The 22,899-nt window shown below is 42.2% G+C and carries 17 protein-coding genes and 3 pseudogenes; 3 read left to right on the top strand and 17 right to left on the bottom strand.

Annotation, left to right across the window (positions count from 1 at the left end):
* Positions 1–373 precede the first annotated feature (373 nt).
* The gene (gene parE / locus BK049_RS18090) at positions 374–2,341 is read left to right on the top strand and encodes a DNA topoisomerase IV subunit B (RefSeq protein WP_008357817.1); all 1,968 of its coding nucleotides are present in this window, start codon (positions 374–376) and stop codon (positions 2,339–2,341) included.
* 2 nt (positions 2,342–2,343) lie between these two features.
* Positions 2,344–4,785: a DNA topoisomerase IV subunit A gene (gene parC / locus BK049_RS18085; protein WP_008357815.1), complete on the top strand. Its 2,442-nt coding sequence runs from the start codon at positions 2,344–2,346 to the stop codon at positions 4,783–4,785.
* Between the two features lie 52 nt (positions 4,786–4,837).
* On the opposite strand, the gene BK049_RS20025 is transcribed toward parC, so the two are convergent.
* The 16 genes and pseudogenes from BK049_RS20025 to BK049_RS18015 all read right to left on the bottom strand — a co-directional run bounded on the left by BK049_RS20025 (position 4,838) and on the right by BK049_RS18015 (position 20,886).
* Positions 4,838–4,963 carry a hypothetical protein gene (locus tag BK049_RS20025; protein ID WP_008357813.1) on the bottom strand — a complete coding sequence of 42 codons (126 nt, stop codon included), beginning with the start codon at positions 4,961–4,963 and terminating at the stop codon, positions 4,838–4,840.
* A gap of 42 nt (positions 4,964–5,005) precedes the next feature.
* Positions 5,006–5,341, bottom strand: coding sequence for a hypothetical protein (locus BK049_RS18080; RefSeq protein ID WP_008357812.1), 336 nt, complete (start codon positions 5,339–5,341; stop codon positions 5,006–5,008).
* Between the two features lie 196 nt (positions 5,342–5,537).
* Entirely contained in the window at positions 5,538–5,750 is a 213-nt protein-coding gene (locus tag BK049_RS19205; RefSeq protein ID WP_232532039.1) for a hypothetical protein, read from the bottom strand.
* A 591-nt stretch (positions 5,751–6,341) separates the two neighbouring features.
* Positions 6,342–7,610, bottom strand: a complete 1,269-nt coding sequence (xynC, locus tag BK049_RS18075) for a glucuronoarabinoxylan endo-1,4-beta-xylanase XynC (protein ID WP_071169250.1) — start codon at positions 7,608–7,610, stop codon at positions 6,342–6,344.
* Positions 7,611–7,651: 41 nt separating this feature from the next.
* Positions 7,652–7,927: pseudogene (locus BK049_RS18070) on the bottom strand (carbohydrate-binding protein); the annotation flags it as partial.
* A gap of 330 nt (positions 7,928–8,257) precedes the next feature.
* Positions 8,258–9,718: a CoA-acylating methylmalonate-semialdehyde dehydrogenase gene (locus BK049_RS18065; RefSeq protein WP_008357802.1), complete on the bottom strand. Its 1,461-nt coding sequence runs from the start codon at positions 9,716–9,718 to the stop codon at positions 8,258–8,260.
* A 392-nt stretch (positions 9,719–10,110) separates the two neighbouring features.
* A complete protein-coding gene (melA, locus tag BK049_RS18060) occupies positions 10,111–11,442 on the bottom strand; it encodes an alpha-glucosidase/alpha-galactosidase (RefSeq protein WP_071169113.1) in 1,332 nt (443 codons plus the stop codon).
* A gap of 31 nt (positions 11,443–11,473) precedes the next feature.
* A complete protein-coding gene (locus BK049_RS18055; RefSeq protein WP_008357798.1) occupies positions 11,474–12,304 on the bottom strand; it encodes a carbohydrate ABC transporter permease in 831 nt (276 codons plus the stop codon).
* On the bottom strand, positions 12,304–13,236 hold the full coding sequence (locus BK049_RS18050; RefSeq protein WP_071169112.1) for a carbohydrate ABC transporter permease: 933 nt from the start codon (positions 13,234–13,236) through the stop codon (positions 12,304–12,306). Before BK049_RS18050 ends, BK049_RS18055 begins: the two co-directional genes overlap by 1 nt.
* Before the next feature lie 30 nt (positions 13,237–13,266).
* Entirely contained in the window at positions 13,267–14,523 is a 1,257-nt protein-coding gene (locus BK049_RS18045) for an ABC transporter substrate-binding protein (RefSeq protein WP_008357794.1), read from the bottom strand.
* 219 nt (positions 14,524–14,742) lie between these two features.
* Positions 14,743–15,783: a LacI family DNA-binding transcriptional regulator gene (locus tag BK049_RS18040; protein ID WP_008357791.1), complete on the bottom strand. Its 1,041-nt coding sequence runs from the start codon at positions 15,781–15,783 to the stop codon at positions 14,743–14,745.
* Between the two features lie 185 nt (positions 15,784–15,968).
* Positions 15,969–16,661 carry a D-allulose 6-phosphate 3-epimerase gene (alsE, locus tag BK049_RS18035; protein ID WP_008361571.1) on the bottom strand — a complete coding sequence of 231 codons (693 nt, stop codon included), beginning with the start codon at positions 16,659–16,661 and terminating at the stop codon, positions 15,969–15,971.
* Between the two features lie 17 nt (positions 16,662–16,678).
* Complete coding sequence (locus BK049_RS18030) at positions 16,679–17,941, bottom strand: PTS ascorbate transporter subunit IIC (RefSeq protein ID WP_008361573.1); 1,263 nt, start codon at positions 17,939–17,941, stop codon at positions 16,679–16,681.
* A 25-nt stretch (positions 17,942–17,966) separates the two neighbouring features.
* The gene (locus BK049_RS18025; protein WP_071169111.1) at positions 17,967–18,233 is read right to left on the bottom strand and encodes a PTS sugar transporter subunit IIB; all 267 of its coding nucleotides are present in this window, start codon (positions 18,231–18,233) and stop codon (positions 17,967–17,969) included.
* Between the two features lie 15 nt (positions 18,234–18,248).
* The gene (locus BK049_RS18020) at positions 18,249–20,321 is read right to left on the bottom strand and encodes a BglG family transcription antiterminator (RefSeq protein ID WP_280513616.1); all 2,073 of its coding nucleotides are present in this window, start codon (positions 20,319–20,321) and stop codon (positions 18,249–18,251) included.
* 145 nt (positions 20,322–20,466) lie between these two features.
* Positions 20,467–20,886 carry a MarR family winged helix-turn-helix transcriptional regulator gene (locus BK049_RS18015; RefSeq protein ID WP_051009131.1) on the bottom strand — a complete coding sequence of 140 codons (420 nt, stop codon included), beginning with the start codon at positions 20,884–20,886 and terminating at the stop codon, positions 20,467–20,469.
* Positions 20,887–21,056: 170 nt separating this feature from the next.
* Here BK049_RS18015 and BK049_RS18010 point away from each other — a divergent pair.
* Positions 21,057–22,629, top strand: a pseudogene (locus BK049_RS18010) (MDR family MFS transporter).
* Here the strand turns inward: BK049_RS18010 and BK049_RS19910 are convergent.
* Positions 22,618–22,809, bottom strand: a pseudogene (locus BK049_RS19910) (MurR/RpiR family transcriptional regulator); the annotation flags it as partial. The pseudogenes BK049_RS18010 and BK049_RS19910 overlap by 12 nt on opposite strands.
* Between the last annotated feature and the right edge of the window lie 90 nt (positions 22,810–22,899).

The following is a 22,899-nucleotide window of genomic DNA, read 5'->3' as shown; positions in this document are numbered from 1 at the left end:
GTTGGAGAAATATATTTGCGATTCTAGAAGAAAGCGATAAAATAAGGCGACAGGGACATATCGGTGACCTTGCATATCGAGAAAAAGAGCGATAAGATAAAAATAGAACATTTGTTCTTTTTGCTGAAATCATCATATGATTGTATTTGGCTTATGAAACAGTCTTGTTTATAATGGACTTCTAGTTCTGATTGCAGAATGTAGAAGATGCTCATAGCCTTGCAACAGAGCATGTATAGCTGAATTAAACATGCATGGTGATGATGCAGCTTATTAAAGTGGACAGTAATGAGCAGCATGATCATCATTAAAATCTAGAGAGATCATTTGATGATTAGCCGGTTATGTTTGTTAGTGAAAGGGGATTAAGCATTTGGTTAAAAAGCAGCAAGTAGATTATAACGATGATTCTATTCAGGTGCTAGAGGGACTTGAAGCGGTCCGTAAACGTCCAGGGATGTATATTGGGTCTACGGATTCACGCGGTCTTCATCACCTTGTCTATGAGATTGTAGACAACTCTGTCGATGAAGTACTCGCTGGCTATGGAGATCATATCATTGTCAAAATACATAAAGATAACAGCATTTCCGTTCAGGATAAAGGGCGAGGAATGCCTACTGGTATGCATAAGCTTGGAAAACCGACACCTGAGATCATTTTAACGGTCCTGCACGCAGGCGGAAAATTTGGTCAAGGCGGATATAAAACAAGTGGTGGACTTCACGGGGTTGGGGCGTCTGTTGTAAACGCGCTTTCAGAGTGGCTCACCGTGACGATTGAACGCGATGGCTTTATTTATCACCAGCGCTTTGAACATGGCGGAAAGCCAGTCACATCACTTGAAAAAATCGGGAAAACGAAAAAGACTGGAACACTGATTCACTTTAAGCCAGATCCAACAATGTTCAGTGCCACTACCTATAATTTTGATACTTTATCAGAGCGTTTAAGAGAATCAGCCTTTTTATTAAAAGGGTTAAAAATAGAGCTGATCGATGAGCGGCATGATGTAAAGGAAACTTTTTATTATGAGACTGGTATCGAAGCATTTGTTGCATATCTAAATGAGGAAAAAGATGTACTTAGTGAAGTTGTCTCTTTTGAAGGTGAGCATCAATCCATTGAAGTAGATTTTGCCTTTCAATTTAACGACGGCTATTCAGAGAATATCCTTTCCTTTGTCAATAACGTCAGAACCAAAGATGGCGGTACGCATGAGTCTGGTGCAAAAACAGCCATGACGAGAGCTTTTAATGAATATGCACGCAAAGTGACCCTTTTAAAAGAAAAAGACAAAAACTTAGAAGGCACTGATATTCGTGAAGGCCTGTCAGCTGTTATTTCTGTCAGAATTCCTGAAGAGCTGCTTCAATTTGAAGGACAAACAAAAGGAAAGCTTGGAACGAGTGAGGCTAGGTCTGCTGTTGATGCCGTTATTTCTGAAAAACTGGCATATTTCCTTGAAGAAAACCGGGAAACGGCGACACTTCTTGTGAAAAAGGCCATTAAAGCGCAGCAGGCAAGAGAAGCTGCTAGAAAAGCAAGAGAAGAAGCGAGGAGCGGCAAGAAACGGAAGAAATCTGAAGCGACGCTGAGCGGAAAATTAACACCTGCTCAATCTAGAAACCCGGCAAGAAATGAACTGTATCTAGTAGAGGGTGACTCAGCGGGTGGATCAGCCAAGCAAGGACGAGACCGAAAATTCCAAGCAGTGCTCCCGCTTCGAGGAAAAGTCATCAATACAGAAAAAGCAAAGCTTGCTGATATTTTTAAAAACGAAGAAATCAACACCATAATCCATGCAATTGGTGGAGGAGTCGGTGTCGATTTTAATGTAGAAGACATCAATTATGACAAAATTGTCATCATGACAGATGCTGATACCGATGGCGCGCATATCCAAGTGCTGCTTCTTACGTTTTTCTATCGCTATATGAAGCCGCTGATTGAGCATGGAAAAGTGTTTATTGCCCTTCCGCCTTTATATAAAGTCAGCAAAGGTTCAGGCAAGAAAGAAGTCATTGAATATGCTTGGTCCGATGAAGAAATGGATGACGTACTAAAGAAAGTTGGAAAAGGGTATACGATTCAGCGCTATAAAGGTTTAGGTGAAATGAATGCCGACCAGCTATGGGAAACGACAATGAATCCAGAGTCGAGAACACTTGTCAGAGTAAAAATCGATGACGCTGCAAGAGTGGAACGCCGCGTTACGACACTGATGGGTGACAAAGTAGAACCACGCCGTAAATGGATTGAAAAGAATGTCGCCTTTGGACTTGATGAGGAAAGCAACATTCTTGAAAATGAAAACTTGTCGCTAGCTGAGGAGGTTTAAACATGCCACAACAAGAACGATTTCATGATTTACCGTTAGAAGAAGTGATTGGAGACCGGTTTGGCCGCTATAGTAAATATATTATCCAAGATCGTGCCCTTCCAGATGCACGTGATGGTTTAAAGCCTGTACAACGAAGAATTTTATATGCGATGTATGCGGAAGGGAACACACAGGATAAAAACTTCCGTAAAGCTGCCAAAACAGTCGGTAACGTCATTGGTAACTACCATCCGCACGGTGATTCTTCTGTTTATGAAGCCATGGTGAGAATGAGCCAGGTATGGAAAGTACGAAATGTGCTAATTGAGATGCATGGAAATAACGGGAGTATCGACGGAGATCCGCCTGCTGCCATGCGTTATACAGAAGCAAGGCTTTCTGCGATTGCTTCAGAGCTTTTAAAGGACTTAGATAAGGAAACAGTCGAATTTGTTGCAAACTTTGATGACACAAGCAAAGAGCCGGTTGTATTACCAGCGATGTTCCCAAACCTTCTAGTGAATGGATCAACTGGGATTTCAGCTGGTTATGCGACTGATATTCCGCCGCATCACCTTGGAGAAGTGATTGATGGCGTTATTAAACGAATCGAACAGCCGCATTGTACGGTTGAGGATTTAATGACGGTCATCAAAGGGCCAGATTTCCCAACAGGCGGTATTATTCAAGGTGTGGACGGCATTAAGAAGGCATATGAAACAGGAAAAGGAAAGATTATGATTCGTGGGAAAGCGGAGATTGAAACCATCCGCGGTGGACGTCAGCAAATCGTGATCACAGAAATTCCTTATGAAGTCAATAAGGCCAACCTTGTGAAAAAGATGGATGAGTTCCGAATTGAAAGAAAAGTAGAGGGGATTTCAGAGGTTCGGGATGAGACGGACCGTACCGGCCTTCGTATTGTTGTAGAGCTGAAAAAAGAAGCAGATGCAAATGGTGTCTTGAATTTCTTATATAAAAATTCTGATCTGCAAATCCCATATAACTTTAATATGGTAGCGATACATAATCGCAGACCAACCTTAATGACGCTCACAACCATACTTGATGCTTATATTGCCCATCAAAAAGAAGTGGTGACGAACCGATCGGCATATGAGCTTCGAAAGGCGAAGGAACGTCATCATATTGTAGATGGTTTAATTAAAGCACTTTCCATCTTAGATGAAGTCATTGCAACCATCCGCTCGTCTAATGATAAGCGTGATGCGAAAAACAACTTGATGGAAAAATATGATTTTACAGAAGCACAATCAGAAGCGATTGTGTCTCTCCAGTTATATCGTTTAACAAATACAGATATCACCCAACTAAGAGACGAGGCAAGAGAGCTTGACGTGCGAATTGCAGAGCTTGAAGACATTTTAGCGAATGAGAAGAAGCTCTTTAAAGTCATTACGAACAACTTGAAGAAGTTGAAGAAGACGTATGCTGATGAAAGACGATCTGTGATTGAAGAAAAAATCGAAGAAATTAAGATTAACCTTGAAGTGATGATCGCTTCAGAGGACGTATACGTCACGGTCACAAAGGATGGATACATCAAACGGACAAGCCAGCGCTCCTATGCGGCATCGAACGGTAAGGACTTCGGTATGAAGGATACTGACCGACTGATTCATCAGTTTGAAATGAATACAACAGATGTTCTTCTGCTCTTTACGAATAAAGGAAGCTACATGTATTGTCCAGTTCATCAGCTGCCAGATATACGCTGGAAAGACATGGGGCAGCATATCACGAATATTATTTCGATTGATCGCGATGAATCCATTCAAAAAGCGATCCCAATTAAAGAATTTGATGAATCGTCGTATCTCGTGTTCTTTACAAAAGGCGGTATGGTGAAGAAAACAGAGCTTCTCCAATATAAAGCGCAGCGTTATTCTAAACCGCTCGTCGCCTTAAATTTAAAAGGTGATGATGAACTTGTAGATGTTCATGTCACAACTGGTGAGCAAGAACTGTTTATTGCGACGAAAAATGGCTATGGATTATGGTTTGATGAAGAAGAAGTGAGTGTGGTCGGCCCGAGAGCGGCTGGTGTGAAAGGCATCAATTTGAAGGATGGGGACGAGGTCGTCTCTGGACAAATGATTGATCCGAAAAACAATGTGCTTGTTCTCACGACTCAAAGAGGTGCTGTGAAGCGAATGAACCTCTCTGAATTCGATAAGACATCAAGAGCGAAACGCGGAGTGCTCATGCTCAGAGAATTAAAGAAAAGCCCGCACCGAATTGTTGCTGTCATCGCTGCGTCACTGCACGATACACTTGAAATTGATACGGAAAAGGGGACAGTGGTCCGGCTTGATATCTCTACACTAAGAGCAAATGATCGTTATAGCAATGGATCATTTATTTTAGATGAGGAGGAGCAGGGACAAGTGACCCGAGTTCTTCTATCACCTGCTGCACCTGCTCAAGATGACAATAAATAAGCAAAACGAACCCCCCTGCGAAAGGCAGGGGGGGTTTAAAATATCAGACCTTTTAGCTCTCGTGATTGCCAAACATGCTTGTGATGGCGTGCACTACTTCAATTCCTTGGTAAACGAAAAGAGAAAGTGAAGTGACAGAGAATAGACCTAGAATGAATAATCTTAAGAAAAATAACATCGTGTAAAACCTCCCAATTTTTGTTTGATTTAAGTGGTTGGGTTAAACACGAGCTAATCGGAAATAAGAAGATTGATAGAACACTGCAAGTAAATGCTTCTTTTTCCGGTCAAATCGATCAGTATGAGTGATGCGAGCATATCCAGCTGTCATACTGCCAATGATCAGCAGTGCTGTAAATGCTGCAAATACTGCGCTCACATGTTTTTGTTTCTTTTCATCGCCAGTTGTCTGAACGATTTTCATTTCATGTGATTCTTGATCGGCAACCACCTTTGCATGATGGTATACCTGAACGGAATGAGGCATTGAGAACAAATGAAAACTGGCAAGTGCTATGAATAAGACTGCTAATTTTAACAGCATATTTTTTTTCATTTTTCTCACCCCTTCCTGTTTATTTTCATGATCTTACCACGTTTTCAGTTATTTGAAAAGTCTTATTTTTTTGCTTTCCCTCTTTAAAAAAGCAGTAAACGTCAAGGCATCTATAAGACTGTTTCACTTTGTGAAAGGTTTCAATTTTATTTTTTAAATGTAAAAAAAAAGAACCAAGATCAAAGATCTGGTCCTTTTAATGAGAAGTGAATAGAGCTGGTTTTGCTACAGCTTTTGTAAAGATTCCGGCTATACAAATAGCGAGAAGAACAAAGAGAAAAGCATGAAGCAGTCCGACTTCATTGGCGAGCAGTCCTAAAACAGGTGGACCGGATAGGGAGGCTGTGTAACCAGATAAGGTCACGATGCTAACGCGTTTGACAGCTGAGCCATCACAGAGAAAGGCCATTTTAAAGGAACTGTTAGGCGCTTGCGGAGATGATGTGGTTTTTGAAGGAAAGACTGCAATGTGATTACGAATACAATATCGAGGTTGGCGAGCATTTTTTTGTAAATGTTGATGCTGTGAAATCCTGCGAAAATTTTAAAACATCTAGAGGAATTAAAATCTGATGAATAAACGTTGTATTTTTCTTCTTATATCTCAATAAGATAAGTATACTTAATTTTGAGACAAAAGAAAATTGCTCACTTGTCAACTTCCTAGAATATATATTATGTAAACTAGAAAATTAATGCCGATTAATTCATTTTTCCAGTAGACTAGCTAGCCTACCAAGCCATTGTCCTCATAACCCACGTTAAACCTTCTTTCTAGTACCCCAGTTATTATTATATCTTCTGACTCCATGCTGTTTAATAAGACTCCAAGCTTTATGACAGGCTTCTACAGTCTTAGCCTTTTTTCTAGAGACAATTGCGGCGTGTTCAAATTTTATTAGCTACTAACCTTATCGCAATTTTATCTGTTTCCCATATAGAAAAAAGCCAACTTTCTTTTCTGGGGTAAGAAAATTGGCTTTTAGCGATGATGAGGTTTTTAGCGTGTGATCACAAATGTTGTCACACTTTGAGCCGGTAGATGTGCCCAAAATTGATTGCCTGAAATCGTGATATCTGTTCCTGGCTGAAGGTTGCTACTGGCGCTCGTCACCCATCTAGACGCCTGAGAAACAGATCCATTTTGCACGACGAAGTGTTGATTGACCCCTGCATTGTTTTTATTAATCGCCACAATGACGACCTGATTGTTTCCTTTATAGGCTGAGACGAAAACATTTGATTCAGGGCTTTTCGTTGCATCAATTCTGACGTACCCTGGACGCACAAACTTGGAGAAATGCGCCATGTTGTATCCACGCTTGCTAATCATTCCATCTTCTTTCATAGGACCGTATGATCTCCGGATGTACCACCACACATACGCTTGGAAATCTCCTTCTACCAACGAATGGTGAATATGCTCGGAAACGCCTAATGCTTCTGGCCAGCGGTCCGCAGAATTGCTGTTACTATTTGGGTAGTATACTTCAGTCATCCACAGCTCTTTCCCTGCTCCTTTTTGTTTGAAAAGAGGATACGGAAGCTGGCTGATTTGAGTTCCATATAGATGCGCACCAAGAATGTCCATGTTTCTAAGCGCCTGCGGATCGTTTAAAATGGGATCGGATATATTTTTAAGGTACTGAAATGATTCTGGCGCAATGACACGGGCATTGATGGAACCGGCGTTTTCTCTCATGAAACGCAGGATTTCCTGCGGTGTCCACCATGTCCAATCGTGAGCATAGTCGGGCTCATTTTGTACAGAAATGCCATAAAGATTGACCCCGTTATTTTTCATGTAAGTGACAAAATCATTCAGATGCTGAGCGTATGCTGCGTATTGATCGTATTTAAGCCGTTTGGCAGGTGATCCGTTCCGGATGAAGGTCTCTACCATACTGCTTGGAGGATTCCAAGGTGAAGCAATCACCAAAGCGCCATGCTCGATCGCTCTTTTGGCAGTGGCGACTTCTCTGCTCCAATTGTTTCTGTTTTCGTCTACATAAATTCTAAGAATAGAAAACCCTAACTGATTTTGACCATTGCCAAATGCGGTTTCCCTTTGCGGCGCTGTCAAATCACCAATCCAAGCAGGGTGATTCATTCCGCCAAAGCCGCGAATTAGTTGTCTTTCCGCATTGATATTGATATTTGCGTCACTGGCTGCTGAAACCTCAGCTACTCCAGGTCCTATGAACATGACAGACAGCATGGTGAAGCAGACCAATAATGCAAGCATTGGTTTTTTTACACGTGACCTCAAATTTCTCACTTCTTTATCAAACATTTAGACCTCTCCCTTCGCTACCTTTGAGTAAACTGCCAAGAATCAAACTGAAATAGGTTTCCAGCACCTGTTCCAGTAAAGACAAAAAATACGTTGTGCACGCCAGTTGCTTCGTTTACTTCCGTTTCTATTTTTCTCCAGTTTTGCGTTCCGCCTGTGGAAGGAACATTTAGCGTTCCGGCTAGCCTGCCGTTTGCACTGCCAAGACGTACTTCTATTTTCCCGACTACTGCGGATGCGACATTGGCTTTAAAGGTTCTAGCCCCATTTAATCCAAAGTCTACATTCCCTACTTGTTTGGCAATGGGGGTGTTTGCCGCACTCACATCATAGACCGGTAAACAACTCAGTACTAAAGCAAAAGTCAATAAACAAACGCTGCACTTCATCCTCGTCCTCATCGTGTCATTTCCTCCTGTGTGCCCCTTCCTGATTTTGGGTTTTAAGCCCAATTTCAAATTATGTTGATCCTTCGTGATGAAGACTGAATACAAAGAATGATTTCTAGCGCACTTCATTAAAAAAATCATGATAAGAACCCTTACTTTTTGACTAGAAGACAACAAAAAATGCAGCTGTCCATGATGGAGCTGCATTTTTCCTCGTTATTCAATAAATGTAGATTATATATATCGTGCGGTCACCATTTTCTTTCTTGTGTAAAACTCTACTCCGTCTGTACCATTGGCGTGCAGGTCCCCGTAGAAAGAGTCTTTCCAGCCGGAAAATGGGAAGAATGCCATTGGAGCAGGAACTCCGATGTTAATGCCTAGCATGCCCGCTTCAATGTTTTCACGAAATTCTCTTATGCTTGATGCGCTGTCTGTATATAGACAAGCACCGTTAGCAAATTTCGATTGATTGGACAGCTCAATCGCTTCTGCTAGTGATGAGACACGTACAATGGATAAAACTGGGGCGAAAATCTCGTCCTGCCAAATTTTCATTTGATTGGTGACATGATCAAAGATGGTTGGTCCAACAAAATACCCTTTCCCCTTTGTTTCAATGTCTTTTCGGCCATCACGAATGAGGCTGGCGCCTTCTTCAATGCCTGACTGGATATATTGGAGCGTCCGTTCTTTATGCTCCTTTCGAATGACTGGTCCGAGAAAGACATCTTCATGTATTCCGTTTCCTATGACAAGCTGGTTGGATTCATCCACTAATTGTTGAATCAATTCGTCAGCCACTTCTTCCTCCACTGCGACAACGGCTGCTGCCATGCAGCGCTCACCTGCTGATCCAAAAGCAGCGCCAATGATTTGTTTTGTTGCCGCTTCTAAATCAGCGTCTTTCAAGACAATGGAGTGATTTTTTGCGCCGGCAAGTGCTTGGACACGCTTGCCATGCTCTGTTCCTTTTTTATAGACATATTCTGCGACTGGCTGAGAGCCGACAAATGAAATGGCTTTGACCTTTTGATGTTCAAGCAGACCGTTTACGACATCGTGAGCTCCATTGACAATGTTGAGCACACCTTTTGGAAGTCCCGCTTCTTCAAATAGTTCTGCTAACCGTGCTGCGAGAATGGGTGTGCGCTCTGACGGTTTTAAGACAAATGTATTTCCGCAGGCAATGGCAAGCGGGAACATCCAGCATGGGACCATCATCGGAAAGTTAAAAGGGGTAATGCCGCCGATCACGCCAATTGGATAGCGGTACATACCAGACTCTAAACCAGTCGCGATATCTGGCAGTTGTTTTCCCATCATTAAGGTTGGTGCACCAGCGGCAAATTCCACACATTCAATCCCGCGCTGCACTTCTCCTTTTGCTTCTGTTACACTTTTTCCGTTTTCCAGGGTGACGAGTTCAGCTAATTCATCCCATTTCTCAACGAGTAACTGTTGGTATTTAAATAAAATACGTGCACGTCGGGGAACAGCTGTTTTAGACCAAGTGGTGAACGCCTCTTGTGCTGCTTGTACCGCACGTTCTACATCTGTTTTCGTTGAAAGCGGTACTTCTGCAATGACTTCGCCAGTAGCTGGATTATAAACAGCTTCCGTTTGGTTCGTTTCGGCCTCCACCCATTGTCCGCCAATATAATTTTTCAACGTTTGTCCCTCTGTTTTGGTCATGTTCCCTCTCTCCTCTTTGTTTAGATTGTCATGCAATCGTGTGCTTGTTTATCGTCATTGTCTCATCTAACGGGCATTCATCTGTATACACGCTTTGTCAAATCAAACCATTGTGATGCTTTACGTTCTGATAAAACATGATAAAGGTCAATCGTTGTCAGCTCTTGTTTTTCGCAGAACCGCCCCCTTTTAGGTCGTTTTGTCTCTGTGTTATATGGCATTACGGTGCAACTAATTTTTGATATATTATTGGTTAACTGTTGGTTAACTTTAGAAAAATCATAATATTAAAAACGTTTTCAGTCAATGATCTTTTTGTTTGTTTTTTTTTCTTGCTGTTCACATAAAAAAACCTGATGCCGGGTGCATCAGGTAAAGGCTGTTTATGTCCGTTATTTGGAAGCGGCGGCATATTGATTCGGTTCTGTATACTTTGGCAGCATCTCTCCATGTGCTTCAATTAATTCGTCACATAGTTTGATGGTGTCATCAATGGATAATTCAGCACTTGTATGCGGGTCTAGTAAAGCTGCTTGATAAATATGCTCTTTTTTGCCAGTGATCGCAGCTTCGATTGTCATGAGCTGTGAGCTGATATTGGTCCGGTTGAGTCCAGCCAATTGTTCAGGTATCTCTCCAACATAACACGGCATGATGCCGCTTCGGTCGGCAACACACGGCACTTCCACGCAGGCTTTCTCAGGCAGATTGCGAATGAGTCCTCCTGTGTTCAGTACATTTCCGCCAAATTTAAATGGAACGTTCGTTTCGATCGCTTCAATGATACGTGAGCCATATTCTTTAGAGCGTGTATGGGTGATTTGTGTGTTCCCCACAAGATCATGCTTCATTGTATTCCAATTGTTGATTTGTTCCTCACAGCGTCTCGGGTATTCATCAAGCGGAATGTTCAACTGTTCAATCAGTTCTGGATAGCGTGATTTAATGAAATAAGGGTGGTATTCGGCATTATGCTCTGAGGATTCTGTGACATAATAGCCGAATTTATCCATTAGCTCAAAACGAACCATATCCTCATGCCGCGTTTTTTGCTTTTCTTTTGCTCTTCTTTTGATTTCTGGATATAAGTCTTTACCGTCCCGTTTCACTTCTAATAACCATGCCATGTGGTTAATGCCGGCGATTTTTTCTTCAATGCCTTCATGGTCCATGTGAAGAGATTCAAACAAATCCTTCGTACACACCTGCACACTATGGCAAAGACCAACCGTTTGAACCTGTGTATAGCGCAGCATAGCGCCTGTCAGTGTGGCCATTGGATTCGTGTAATTTAATAATAAGGCATTTGGACAAACCTCTTCCATATCCTTTGCAAAGTCTAGCATCACAGGAATGGTTCGAAGTGAACGGAAGATACCGCCAATGCCAACCGTATCAGCAATCGTTTGTCTTAATCCATATTTTTTTGGAATCTCAAAATCAATGACAGTGCTTGGCTGATAGCCTCCCACCTGGATCGCATTGATGACATATTTTGCATTTTTTAAAGCTTCTTTCCGGTTGTGATACGACTGAATGGTCACATGTGCACCGTAGTTCTCTTTTAAGTGCCGCAGCATCGTTTCTGATTCTTTCAGCCGGTTGTGGTCGATATCATATAACGCAAATTCAAAGCCGGCAAGTGCGGGAACGAACAGGCAATCTCCTAATATATTTTTAGCAAACACGGTACTCCCTGCACCGATAAATGTAATTTTAGACATAGATGACACTCCTTTTTACATCAAGGTTGGTTTACCCTTTGATAGAGCCTTGGGACAGCCCTGCGATAAAGTATTTTTGTAAAAGTAAAAACATCGTGACCATTGGCAGCATCGCAATGAGCGCAGCTGCGCCAACGAGCTGAAGCTGATTCTGGTTTTGACCGAAAAAATTAGATAAGGCGACTGTGAGTGTATGCATCTCTTTATCTTGCAAGAAGAAGATGGCAAATTGATAGTCGTTCCAAATATACACACAGGCAATGATTAAAACAGAAGCGGTAATCGGCTTTAGCAGCGGAAAAACAACGGTAAAAAAGACTCTGAGTGTCCCCGCGCCATCAATACGCGCCGCTTCTTCCAGCTCTTTTGGAATGGTCGACCGGATAAAACCGGCATATAGAAAAATCGTTAAAGGCAAAAAAGCAGCGACATTGTTTAAAATAGCGATTTGATAGGTATTCATCATCCCAATTTGTACAACCATTTTATATAACGGGACAAGGGCTGTGAGCGGTGGAATGACCATAATGGCAATGAATAAAAGATAAACCGCTTGATTCAGCTTTGTCACCCTTCTTGCGAGCGGATACGCTGCAAGTGATCCAAGAATGATGAGTAACACAGCAGAACTGAACGTAATGATCACTGTATTCAAAAAGGACTGACCAAGCTGAGCTTCTGTCCATGCCATGCGAAAATTTTCAAAATGGAGCGTTGATGGGAACAGCCACTTTGAGCTGAAATCTCCTATGCCCTTTAGTGATGTCGTCACTAAGATATAAAATGGAATAAGGTGAAGCAGTGTAATCAAAAGGGCGAGTAAGGAGTACCACCTTTTCTTCCGTTTATAGGCGTTATCCATCACACCTCGGTCTCCTTTCGTTTGAAATAAATGAGCGCTGCAACACTAATGACAAGGATGATGACTGCCATGAAGACACCTTGCGTCGCTGCATAGCCTGCATCCTGCCGTTTGAAATACAGATCATACATAAAGCTCGACATCGATTGAGAGGAATCTCCAGGGCCGCCGCCAGTGAGGGCGACAATGACATCAAACAGCTTAAGTCCACCGATCACATTCAGGACCACATTGATGGTGATAGATGGCATTAAAAGCGGTAATGTGATGCGCCTGAATTGCTGGAGGCCTGATGCGCCGTCTAGTTGTGCCGCTTCATAATAATCCTTTGGAATGCTTTGGAGTCCTGCTAAATAAATGATCATGGCAATCCCGACGAATTGATACGTATTCACAAATACAATGATCCAAGTATTCAATTGCGGATTGCCCAGTGCGTTTATTGGCTCAAATCCAAACAGTGTGACAACGTCGTTTAATGCACCGCCTTGGTATGAAAAGACAAAGTACCAGATATAGCCCATCGCAATCGGGCTGATCATGACGGGTAAATAGATGACGGTCCTTGTGATGGCTCTCATCTTTAAACTTTGATTTAATAAGAGCGCATATCCGAGTCCAATGACATTTTGTAAAATGGTGCTCCCGATCCCGTAAAGAAGCGTGTTTTTGACAACGAGCCATGTGGTTGGATCTTGAAGCAGCCGTTTGTATTGATCAAGGCCAATCCACTCATAATGTTGTGAGAAACCGTTCCAATTTGTAAAAGAGAGCTGAATCCCATTTAAGAAGGGGTAAATGATAAAGGTACTGACAACGAGAACAGCTGGCATGTACATCCACCAAAGTGATGAATTCTGGCTTGTTTTCATCTTCTGTTTTGGAAAAGAGGTGAATGTCGCCGCCTGTTTTTCTTTTGTGATGTCACTCATTGGCCTCACTCCTGTTTCAGCATGAGCCTGCTATTGTTTTTTCAGGCGCTTATATTCCTCTTCCATTTTCTTCGATAGTTGTTCTGGTGTGATGGAGCCTGCTAATAATTCTTGCCCGGTTGTTGCCATGACTGCCCACATTCCGCTTGGTAAGTATTTCCGGTCAAAATAGGGCTCAATCTTGATATGCTTGTACTGCTCATAAAATGTAGAGTAATAGTTTTCGGCTTTCACTTTCTTTAAGGCTGTTTCAGACGAGGTTCCTTCTGCGATTTTCTTCGCGTTTTCCGGCTTTGCTAAAAAGTCGATGAATTCTTTTGCTTCTTTTAAATGTTTTGAGTCTTTCCAAGCAGCGACAGTAAATCGTTCTCCGCCAATCCAGCTTTGCTTGTCTCCTTTATGAATAGCTGGTACGGGCATGGTGCCTACTTTGATCGATTGATTAAGTTCTGTCGCCTCAGGTCCTAAAGATCCTCCTACAAAGGTGAAAGCAATTTTGTTTTGCGCCATCAGCTCAGGCGCTTGAGACAGTTTTGCGGTGAGAACATCTTTATTTAAAAGGTCTTGATCTTTCAGCTCCTTCATGAACTGTGCGAGCGGCGTATAATGAGACCAATCAAAAGATCCATTCTCAAGGTCTTTTCCGTATTGATGTTTTTCATCGGTGATTAATAAAGGAGTGGCTAGCTCATCAAAGACTTGGGCGATATTTGAATTATCTCCTCCTGGTATCCAGAGCGGCACAACTTCTCCTTTGCTTTTCTCTTTAACCGTTTGTAAAGCACTTCTCAGTTCATCCAGTGTTTTAGGGACTTCAATGCCGTATTTCTTTAATAGATTGGCATTAAAACTGAGCCCGTCCTTTGCTTGATTCAGCGGATAGGCATAGACTTTGCCATCTTCGTCCTTTAAGATCTGATCAAGTGAAGGATCAAGTTGTTTCACCCAGTCCATATCCTTTAAATCTGCCACATATTCGCTATATCGCAGTTTGGCCCATCCATGTGTATCAAAAAGGTCAGGCATATCGTTTGCCCCCATTTTGACGCGTATCATATCTTCATAGCTGTTGCCAGGGAAATTGGCATCGATTCGGATGTTTGTATGTTCTTTTTCAAAATCACGAATCACTTCTTCAAACGCCTTTCTTTCCCCGCTGTTACTCATCGTGGAAAATAGAGTCAAGGTGACCTTTCCGTTTGTTTCAGACGCGCCGTTATTGCCGCAAGCAGACAAAATAATGCTCAAAACAAAGGCTGTACACAGCATCATGATTTTTTTATTCATGGCTTCCCCCTTTTGATCACTGAAAATTCAGACGATTGTTAGTAGAATTCATGCAGTTGCGGAAACAAAAGAAGTCCATTATACTGGAATTCTATTCTTTTCAAAGAGATGAGAAAGCATATCGGTAAGCTGCTTTGTTTTCAGCATGATCTGGCCATCATGCTTAGCAGATTCCTTTTTGCTTTTTTGTCTCTTTTTTTATTTTACTGAAATTTTGGTTCACCTCCTTTCATGGATTGGGCATGCGCTGTCTCTTTCAATCAGTTTGGTGGGCACGACGACTTTTAGAGGGATTTTTCTTCCGTGTATCCGCTCAAGTAGAAGCTTTAGACCCACTTCCCCCATTTCTTCTGTATACACTTTGACCGTTGTGAGCGGCGGGCTTGAAAATGAAGCGGCTTCAATGTCATTAAACCCAACAATTGAGACATCTAGAGGTACACGGAGACCGGCTTCATGTAAAGCGCGCATAGCACCAATTGCCATCGAGTCACTTCCAATAAAAAAGGCTTCTGGAAGATTTCCTTTCTGGATGGCTTGCTGCATAAGCGTATAGCCTTCTTGCATGGAATATTCACCAATGTGGATGTCATTCATATGAAGACTTCCCGCCTCTTGCATTCTTTTGATAAAAGTGGTTTGTCTCTCGTCCTCAATGACCGCATTTCCTTCGAAATAATGCTCTCGCTCTTTCCCGCCGATATAGCCTAGATGTGTATATCCAAGATCTTGAAGGTGGCGAATCGCACGATCTGCCGCTCTGACAAAGTCCACATATACACAATCATACAAATCTTCATCTGCATAGTGATTGATAAAGACAATGTGTTCCATGCGATTTGTCATTTTTTCAACTGTATCAGGGCTGATTCGTCCAATGACAATCAAACCGTCTATATCCTTTAGCATCTCCCCTTTGTCCATGCTCCTCAGACGAAATGTATGAAGCGTGGACAGGCCTCGTTTGGCATATTCTTTTTCAATTCCTTTTCGAATGGATGAAAAAAAAGGATCATTTAATTCTTCGTCAATGGATTGTGCGACAACGACACCGATGACCGGGGATTCAGTTGGGCTTTTTCCTTCTGCTGGATCGGCTTTTCTTGCTCTTACTGGGGTATAGTTTAATTTCTTGGCTATGTCGAGGATGTTTTGTCTTGTTGCGTGTGAAACGGCAAGCGTTTGGTCGCCATTTAACACACGGGATACAGTAGAAACAGACACTTTTGCATCATGAGCAATATCTTTGAGTGTGGTCATAGGTAAACTCCTCATGGCTTATTTGACTAAATGTTTACTAAAGATATTTGAAGAATAACACATAAATAAAGCGCTTTCAATTAAAAATTTGCGTTTTTTTGTAAAGTTTTTGAGTATGTTTTGATGAGAGTGCAGTATGTTTAGTAAAATTGCGTAAAAAAGAGGATGATTTCATCCTCTTTTTCCTAAGGTGATTCAATTGCGGCGGTTTCTTTTGCGAACAATTGCTTCATTGTTTCCCAGGCCGTGCCTAGTTGTTCGTGTAGTCCGAATAAACCGGAGGTGCCGATGATGTAGATTTCATTTCCAGCCTCAGCAAGCAATCGGAATGTGCTCTCATTACAAGAACCGTCTACTTCAATTGAAAAGGAGTAGCGCCCCTTCTCTTTTACTTCTTTCACCTCTTGAATTTTCGGAAGCATTTCTTTAATAAAAGGCTGACCGGCAAACCCTGGATCAATCGTCATGATGGTCACTCTGTCTATTAAGTGAATAAACGCATCTAATGCCGAAACTGGTGTAGCGGGATTTAGCACAAAGCCAACTTCGCACTTTCTTTGGTGGATATGCCGAATGATTCGAAAGACGTCTTTTTGCACAACTTCTGGATGTAAACAAATCATCGTTGCACCAGCATCAATACAGGCATCGATTAAGAAGTCCTGAGGCTGTTCGGCCATAAGGTGAACATCAATCGGTACATCTGTCAGTTTCCGAAGCTGTTCAATGAAAAAGGGTGATAAGGTCATATTTTTTACATAATGACCATCCATGACGTCGACATGATAACGGTCTGCCCTTGTGTTCAGAAGGTGAATTTGTTCACGGAAGTGCGTTAAATCCATGCACATGAGTGAAGGTGAGAAAATGGCTGTCATATTCAGATTCCTCCTTTTTAAAGATGAAATAGAAACTTGATTAGTCCAATGAAGATGCCGATGATGCCAAAGTCTGTATCCCCAAAAGTTGTTCCTTCAAATCCAAGAGTTCCTAACACAGGAAGTAAACAAGCAGGTAAGAATGAAAGAAGTATGCCATTCACAAAGGAACCCGCGACTGCACCTCTCACCCCTCCTGTTGCATTGCCGTATACGCCTGCTGTAGCGCCGCAGAAAAAGTGCGGCACAAGTCCAGGAACAATGACAGTTAAACCAAACAAAGGAAGAAGGAAAATAGACATGATGCCTCCTGCAAAGCTGCATAAAAAACCGATGATGACCGCATTTGGAGCAAATGGAAAAACCGTTGGCGCATCAAGTGCCGGCTTCGCCCCTTTCACAAAGCGATCAGCAATCCCCTTGAAAGCAGGCACAATTTCACCGATGGCCATTCGAACCCCTGCTAAAATAATGTACACGCCAGCAGCAAAGGTAATGGCCTGAATGAGAATGAAGACAGCAAAATTCGAGCCACCACTAATTTGTTCTATAAAGGAAACTCCCGCAAACGGTGCAATAGCAAAGAAAAGCAAAGCCATCGTAATTGAAATGGCCACCGATGTATCTCTGAGAAATCCGAGTGATTTAGGCACTTGAATGGTTTCCGTTGATGTCTCTGGGCGTCCGACCCATTTGCCGATCATTCCCGCTGTAAAATAACCGAACGTACTGAAGTGTCCGAGCGCAAGATCATCGCTTCCGGTGACTTTCCTTGTAAACGGCTGAAGAATTGCGGGGGCAATGACCATCGCTGCACCTAATATGATTGAACCGGCGGCGATAAGAAGCGTCCCTTTCATGCCGGCTGTCGAGAGAACGACTGCGAGCATAGCAGCCATATACAGCGTATGATGCCCTGTTAAAAAGACGTATTTAAAGGGTGTGAATTTTGCCAGTAACAAATTGACGAACATACCAAAAATCATAATGAGCGCTGTCTGTGTACCGAATTCCTTTTGGGCAATTGCAGCCATGGCATCAGTATTTGGGACAACCCCTTGAATGTGAAAGGCTGCTTCAAACATTTTCCTGAAAACCCCAAGTGAATCAGACACGACTGTTGCGCCCGCTCCTAATATTAAGAAGCCCATCGTTGTTTTCAAGGTGCCTGATACAGTATCGGCGGCTGATTTTTTCTGCAATAATAAACCGGCTAGTGCAAACAAACCGATGAGAATTGCTGGTGTGCCCAATATATCGTTCATGATCAGTTCTATCATGTTGTGAATCCCCCTTTTTCTTGGCTTATATGTGTTTACGAAGGACGTCTTTAATGGCTTCCTGGTCTAATAAATGATTTAACCCAGCAACATTTCTTGTGCCGTCATCGAGCTGATCGATGATATCTGTTGCTCCGATATAGAGATCTGCTTGTTCATTTTTGCTTGTACTGAGATCGGTATGATCCACTTCGGCTAAAAGTCCTAATTCTTCTAATGCTTTTTTGACATTCATCTCAACAATAAAGCTGCTTCCTAAACCGTTTCCGCACACAACAAGAATTTTTTTCATCTACATTTTCCTCCTTTATACTTGTGAAAATTGATCAATTAGAGCTTGAATCGTTGTGAATTCCTCTGCTTCTATTAATTGTCTCAGCCGTTTTTCCTCACTTAACAGCATCGTCAACTGTTTGAGTGCTTTTAGGTGGGTCATGCTGTCAATGGCAGCTAGCACAATGATGAGCCGAACCTGCTTTTTTCCATCCTTTGAAAAGGAAACGGGCTGTTTACATGACATGAGTGACATGCTTAATTTGTTCACGCCATCCTCTGGTCTGGCGTGCGGAATGGCCACTTGTGGTGCAATCACGATATAAGGGCCATTTTCATGAACAGACTGGATCATTGCTTTCACATAACCTTCCTGAATCGCATCTTGATCAAGCAAGGGCTGCGCTGCTTTTGTAATGGCCTCCTGCCATGTGTCTGCTGTTTGCTGGAGCTGAATGGTTTCTTCTGTTAATAAATCGTTTAACACTGGTTTCCACCCTTTCTGATGGGATACGTATGCGGGATGAAGCAGCTCCTTCAGGTTACGAAGCAATGCTTTTTTATTTTGTACGATGGTGTGCTGCTGAATCACGTTGAATAAAGCGTTCACATGTTGCTCATCAAGCCTAGTCTCTGAGCCTTCCCCGTATTGAAGCAATGTTTTTTTCTCATAGGCAGTGAGAATAGGATGAACAAGATGAATAGGTTTTCCTTTAAACGAAATAGGTGTTGTTGACACAACGAAGTCGGCATCAATGGACGTTAATTCTTCATATGAACGTTTTGATAACAATCCACGAACTTCGATGTAGCCGATTAATTCGAGAAGCTGCGTCTTTAGCATGTGACTTGTGCCAATTCCTTCGCCGCAGACAATGTAAACAGAACGCCGCGCAATGGAAGAAATCCCTTCTCTTCTCATCCAGCCGCCAAAATGCATCGCCACATAGGCTATTTCATGGTCGCTCATCTTTGAACAGGTCGCCTTCTCTAAATGGCATGCAACCTTTTGAGTGATGTCAAACACCTCTGGCTGTGCCTGTTTAATAGAATCTGTTAATTCATTGATGATATCAATGTGATAGATGAGCCTGTAATAGGCCGGAATTAAATGCATGGTTAAGTTTTGTTCCAAGGCTTCTAGTTCTTGGAAGGAAATACACGCATAGCGCTGAAAGTCAAAGATCATTTGTCTGGCAATGGTACGAATGAGATGCTCTTCTTTTTTTTGACTTGATGGAAGTTTTTGTTTTTTGGCACTGAGCCATAGCGTACTAAGAAAATAGATTTCATCATCATGAACAAAAAGACTGGTTTCTTTTTGAATCTGCGCCATGAAACGAATAGCTGCCAAGCATTCATCTGTTTCCTGCAAAGTACGTTTTTCTTCCGCTGAAATGTGTACAGCACGTCCTAGCTTCATTCGTTTGAAGTAGAAAAAGAGATCCAAAGACAGCTGATCCAGCATGTCATCTGCAAACTCGAGCTTAAGATCTTGTTCTGATTGTTGGAGGAGATGGTGTAATCTCTTATGTGATATAGGGCCCTTTAACCAAAACGTTGGAAATGTTTTTTCATTCTTTATCATGGTGCGAATGAAATGAATATAAGGCTTCATCGCCAATCGAATGGCTCTTTCTTCTCCGGAAATTAAATAGCCGCTTGCCGCCTGATAGTGGAGTGTGAGCTGCTGTTTGGAAAGTGCTTCTTTTAACTGTTTCATATCTTCAAGCAGTGTATTGCGGCTTACCTTTGTCATCTCCATAAAATCATCAATTCTGAGGCGTTTCTCACTGCATGCAATGGATAAGAGCAAGATCGCACGTCTTTCCTTTACACATGGTTCATAGTCATGACCGACGAGAATGGTGTCAGCTTTTTGGATAATCGCTTCTTTCTCATGTGGGTGTAAATAGTAGCCCAGTTGATCTTTTCGCTGGACGCTGCTAAGCTGATGGGTTTCCAGCCAGCTATTCATGCGTTTGATTTCAGAGTAGACGGTACGAGTAGAGACATTCAGTCGATTTTGTAAATCTTCTATTGATAGATAAGATGTTGTGTGAAGCAGCATTGATAATAAAGTGGTGCCCCTTTTGGTTAAATACAGATGGAATCCCTCCCTTCTTCCCTTTGGTTATAAGTCTAATCAACTCACATGCGTCAAAGAAGTCCAAATGTCTTCAGCCAGTGTTGTGCAGCTTTTGGGTGCTCTTTTTTCCATCAAAAAAGCACACCAGCATGAGTGTGCTTTGTTACGATTTAGATTTGAGCAATTGCAGCTCTTGATCCATGATATCTGCTGTTTGGGAAATGAATTGAATGATTAAATCTAATTCTTCTGGCTTGTATTCGTTTGTGAGCTTTTTGGTTGATGCCGATAAGGATAAAAATAGCTGCTTCACCTGTGATTTCCCCGCAGTTAGTGGAACAATGATGACTCTTCGCTTGTCTTTTGGGTCCTTTTCTCTTTTGGCGTAGCCAGCTTTTTCAAGCCGGTCAATAAGAGCGGTGACTGCACCTGAGCTAAGACCTGTTTTTTCACTTAATTCACCTGCTGTGAGTGGTCCGAGTTCGTTTAACAAATCGGCTGATTTGAGGTCTGTTGGAAAAAGGCCGAGCGATTGAGCGGCCGCTTGGTGGAATAGAACCGTTCGTGTGGCAAGGCGCCTCATCGTATGAATGATCTGGTCCGCTCGCTCTTCTGCCTCGTTCTTTATTGACAACTTGTACTCCTCCCTTTAAAATCAATTTATCTTGATCATCAAGATAAATGTTCTCTTACTTTATAATTAAGTTGATCATAGCAAAAAAAAGGAGAGAACGTAAGCAGGAGGTAAATGAAATGAATACTGTAGATAAAGGCAAGGCATCCACTCGCTTTGTTGTGATCGGTTTGCTTTTAGGCATTTTTATGGCAGCAATGGACAACACCATTGTCGCAACAGCGATGGGAAGCATTGTAGCAGATTTAGGCAGTTTTGATAAATTTGCTTGGGTAACCGCTTCTTACATGGTGGCAGTGATGGCCGGAATGCCGATTTATGGAAAGCTTTCAGATATGTATGGTCGAAAGCGTTTTTTTCTGTTTGGACTTATTTTCTTTTTAATTGGATCTGCGCTGTGCGGCATCGCACAAACGATGGATCAACTCATTATTTACCGCGCCATTCAAGGGCTTGGAGGCGGTGCACTTCTTCCGATCGCTTTCACGATTATCTTTGATATCTTTCCGCCTGAAAAACGCGGAAAAATGTCCGGTATGTTTGGTGCAGTATTTGGCCTGTCAAGTGTGTTAGGCCCGCTCTTAGGTGCTATTATTACGGATACAATCGGCTGGCATTGGGTTTTCTATATTAATGTGCCAATCGGTATCGTCAGTGTGTTCTTGATCGCTAAATTTTATCAGGAATCGCTTGAGCATCGTAAGCAGAAAATCGACTGGTCAGGCGCCATTACGCTTGTTGTGGCGGTTGTGAGTTTAATGTTCGCACTTGAGCTTGGCGGTAAATCCTATGCTTGGGATTCTATTCAAATCCTGACACTATTTGCTGTGTTTGTTGTCTTTGGTGCCATTTTCTTTATCGTTGAACGGAAGGCCGAAGAACCGATTATTTCATTTTGGATGTTTAAAAATCGTTTGTTTGCGACAGCTCAAATTTTGGCTTTTTTATATGGCGGGACGTTTATTATTCTAGCTGTCTTTATTCCGATTTTCGTTCAGGCGGTGTACGGTGAATCTGCAACAAGTGCCGGGTTCATTTTAACACCGATGATGATCGGTTCAGTCATTGGCAGTATGATCGGCGGAACAATGCAGACGAAAGTACCTTTTAGACGATTGATGACGATCTCTGTGATTTCATTTTTTGCTGGGATGCTGCTGCTTGCTAACATGTCGCCAGATACAGCAAGGCTGTGGCTTACACTCTTTATGATGATATCAGGGTTTGGCGTTGGTTTTAGCTTCTCCCTTCTGCCATCTGCGTCAATGAATGATCTCTCTCCGCGCTACCGTGGCAGTGCCAACTCTACCAATTCGTTTATGAGATCACTTGGGATGACGTTAGGTGTGACGATCTTTGGGACGATTCAAACCAATGTCCTGACGAATCGATTAGCAGATGCCTTTAGCGGGATGAAAGGAGCCTCTTCTCAAGTTGGCGATCCGCAAGCCATTTTTCAAGAGGCTGCCCGCTCACAAATTCCACCTGATATTTTAAATAAGGTCATTGATGCGATGTCACAAAGTATTACGTATGTATTTATGATTGCTTTATTCCCAATTGCACTTGCAGCGATAACGGTCGTATTCATGGGAAATGCACGAGTACGTACATCAAATGAAATGAAAGAAAGCGAATAAGATGAAAAAGCAGAGCGATGGGGCTCTGCTTTTTTTCTTCTTATTGATATAAAAGATGGGCTTTTCCTTCACTGCCAACGATTCGTATTTTAGATGTGACATAGCCGTTGTATCCAATTTTCTTCATCAGTCTGACAATCGTAGCTGTCGACACGTTGGCTCTTTCACTTAATGTGACGATAGATAAGGTGGAGATATCCTCTAAATGTTGGTGAATATCATGCAGTAAATAACGTTCTGTTTCACTTCACGTTTGATACACATCACTTGGAATGTTAAATAATGGTTCATTCAATGCGATTCCCCTTGATCATTTCATCCT

It is taken from the genome of Bacillus xiamenensis (assembly GCF_001857925.1).
Classification (GTDB): Bacteria; Bacillota; Bacilli; order Bacillales; family Bacillaceae; genus Bacillus; species Bacillus xiamenensis.
Note: the sequence above shows the minus strand (reverse complement) of the source record. Positions and strands in the feature narration are given on the sequence as shown.

Coding starts and splice junctions, on each gene's coding strand:
- parC (WP_008357815.1), top strand. CDS start 2,344: ATGCCACAACAAGAACGATTTCATGATTTACCGTTAGAAGAAGTGATT.
- BK049_RS20025 (WP_008357813.1), bottom strand. CDS start 4,963: ATGTTATTTTTCTTAAGATTATTCATTCTAGGTCTATTCTCTGTCACT.
- BK049_RS18080 (WP_008357812.1), bottom strand. CDS start 5,341: ATGAAAAAAAATATGCTGTTAAAATTAGCAGTCTTATTCATAGCACTT.
- BK049_RS19205 (WP_232532039.1), bottom strand. CDS start 5,750: ATGGCCTTTCTCTGTGATGGCTCAGCTGTCAAACGCGTTAGCATCGTG.
- BK049_RS18065 (WP_008357802.1), bottom strand. CDS start 9,718: ATGACCAAAACAGAGGGACAAACGTTGAAAAATTATATTGGCGGACAA.
- melA (WP_071169113.1), bottom strand. CDS start 11,442: ATGTCTAAAATTACATTTATCGGTGCAGGGAGTACCGTGTTTGCTAAA.
- BK049_RS18055 (WP_008357798.1), bottom strand. CDS start 12,304: ATGGATAACGCCTATAAACGGAAGAAAAGGTGGTACTCCTTACTCGCC.
- BK049_RS18050 (WP_071169112.1), bottom strand. CDS start 13,236: ATGAGTGACATCACAAAAGAAAAACAGGCGGCGACATTCACCTCTTTT.
- BK049_RS18045 (WP_008357794.1), bottom strand. CDS start 14,523: ATGAATAAAAAAATCATGATGCTGTGTACAGCCTTTGTTTTGAGCATT.
- BK049_RS18040 (WP_008357791.1), bottom strand. CDS start 15,783: ATGACCACACTCAAAGATATTGCTCATGATGCAAAAGTGTCTGTTTCT.
- alsE (WP_008361571.1), bottom strand. CDS start 16,661: ATGACAGCCATTTTCTCACCTTCACTCATGTGCATGGATTTAACGCAC.
- BK049_RS18030 (WP_008361573.1), bottom strand. CDS start 17,941: ATGATAGAACTGATCATGAACGATATATTGGGCACACCAGCAATTCTC.
- BK049_RS18025 (WP_071169111.1), bottom strand. CDS start 18,233: ATGAAAAAAATTCTTGTTGTGTGCGGAAACGGTTTAGGAAGCAGCTTT.
- BK049_RS18015 (WP_051009131.1), bottom strand. CDS start 20,886: ATGAGGCGCCTTGCCACACGAACGGTTCTATTCCACCAAGCGGCCGCT.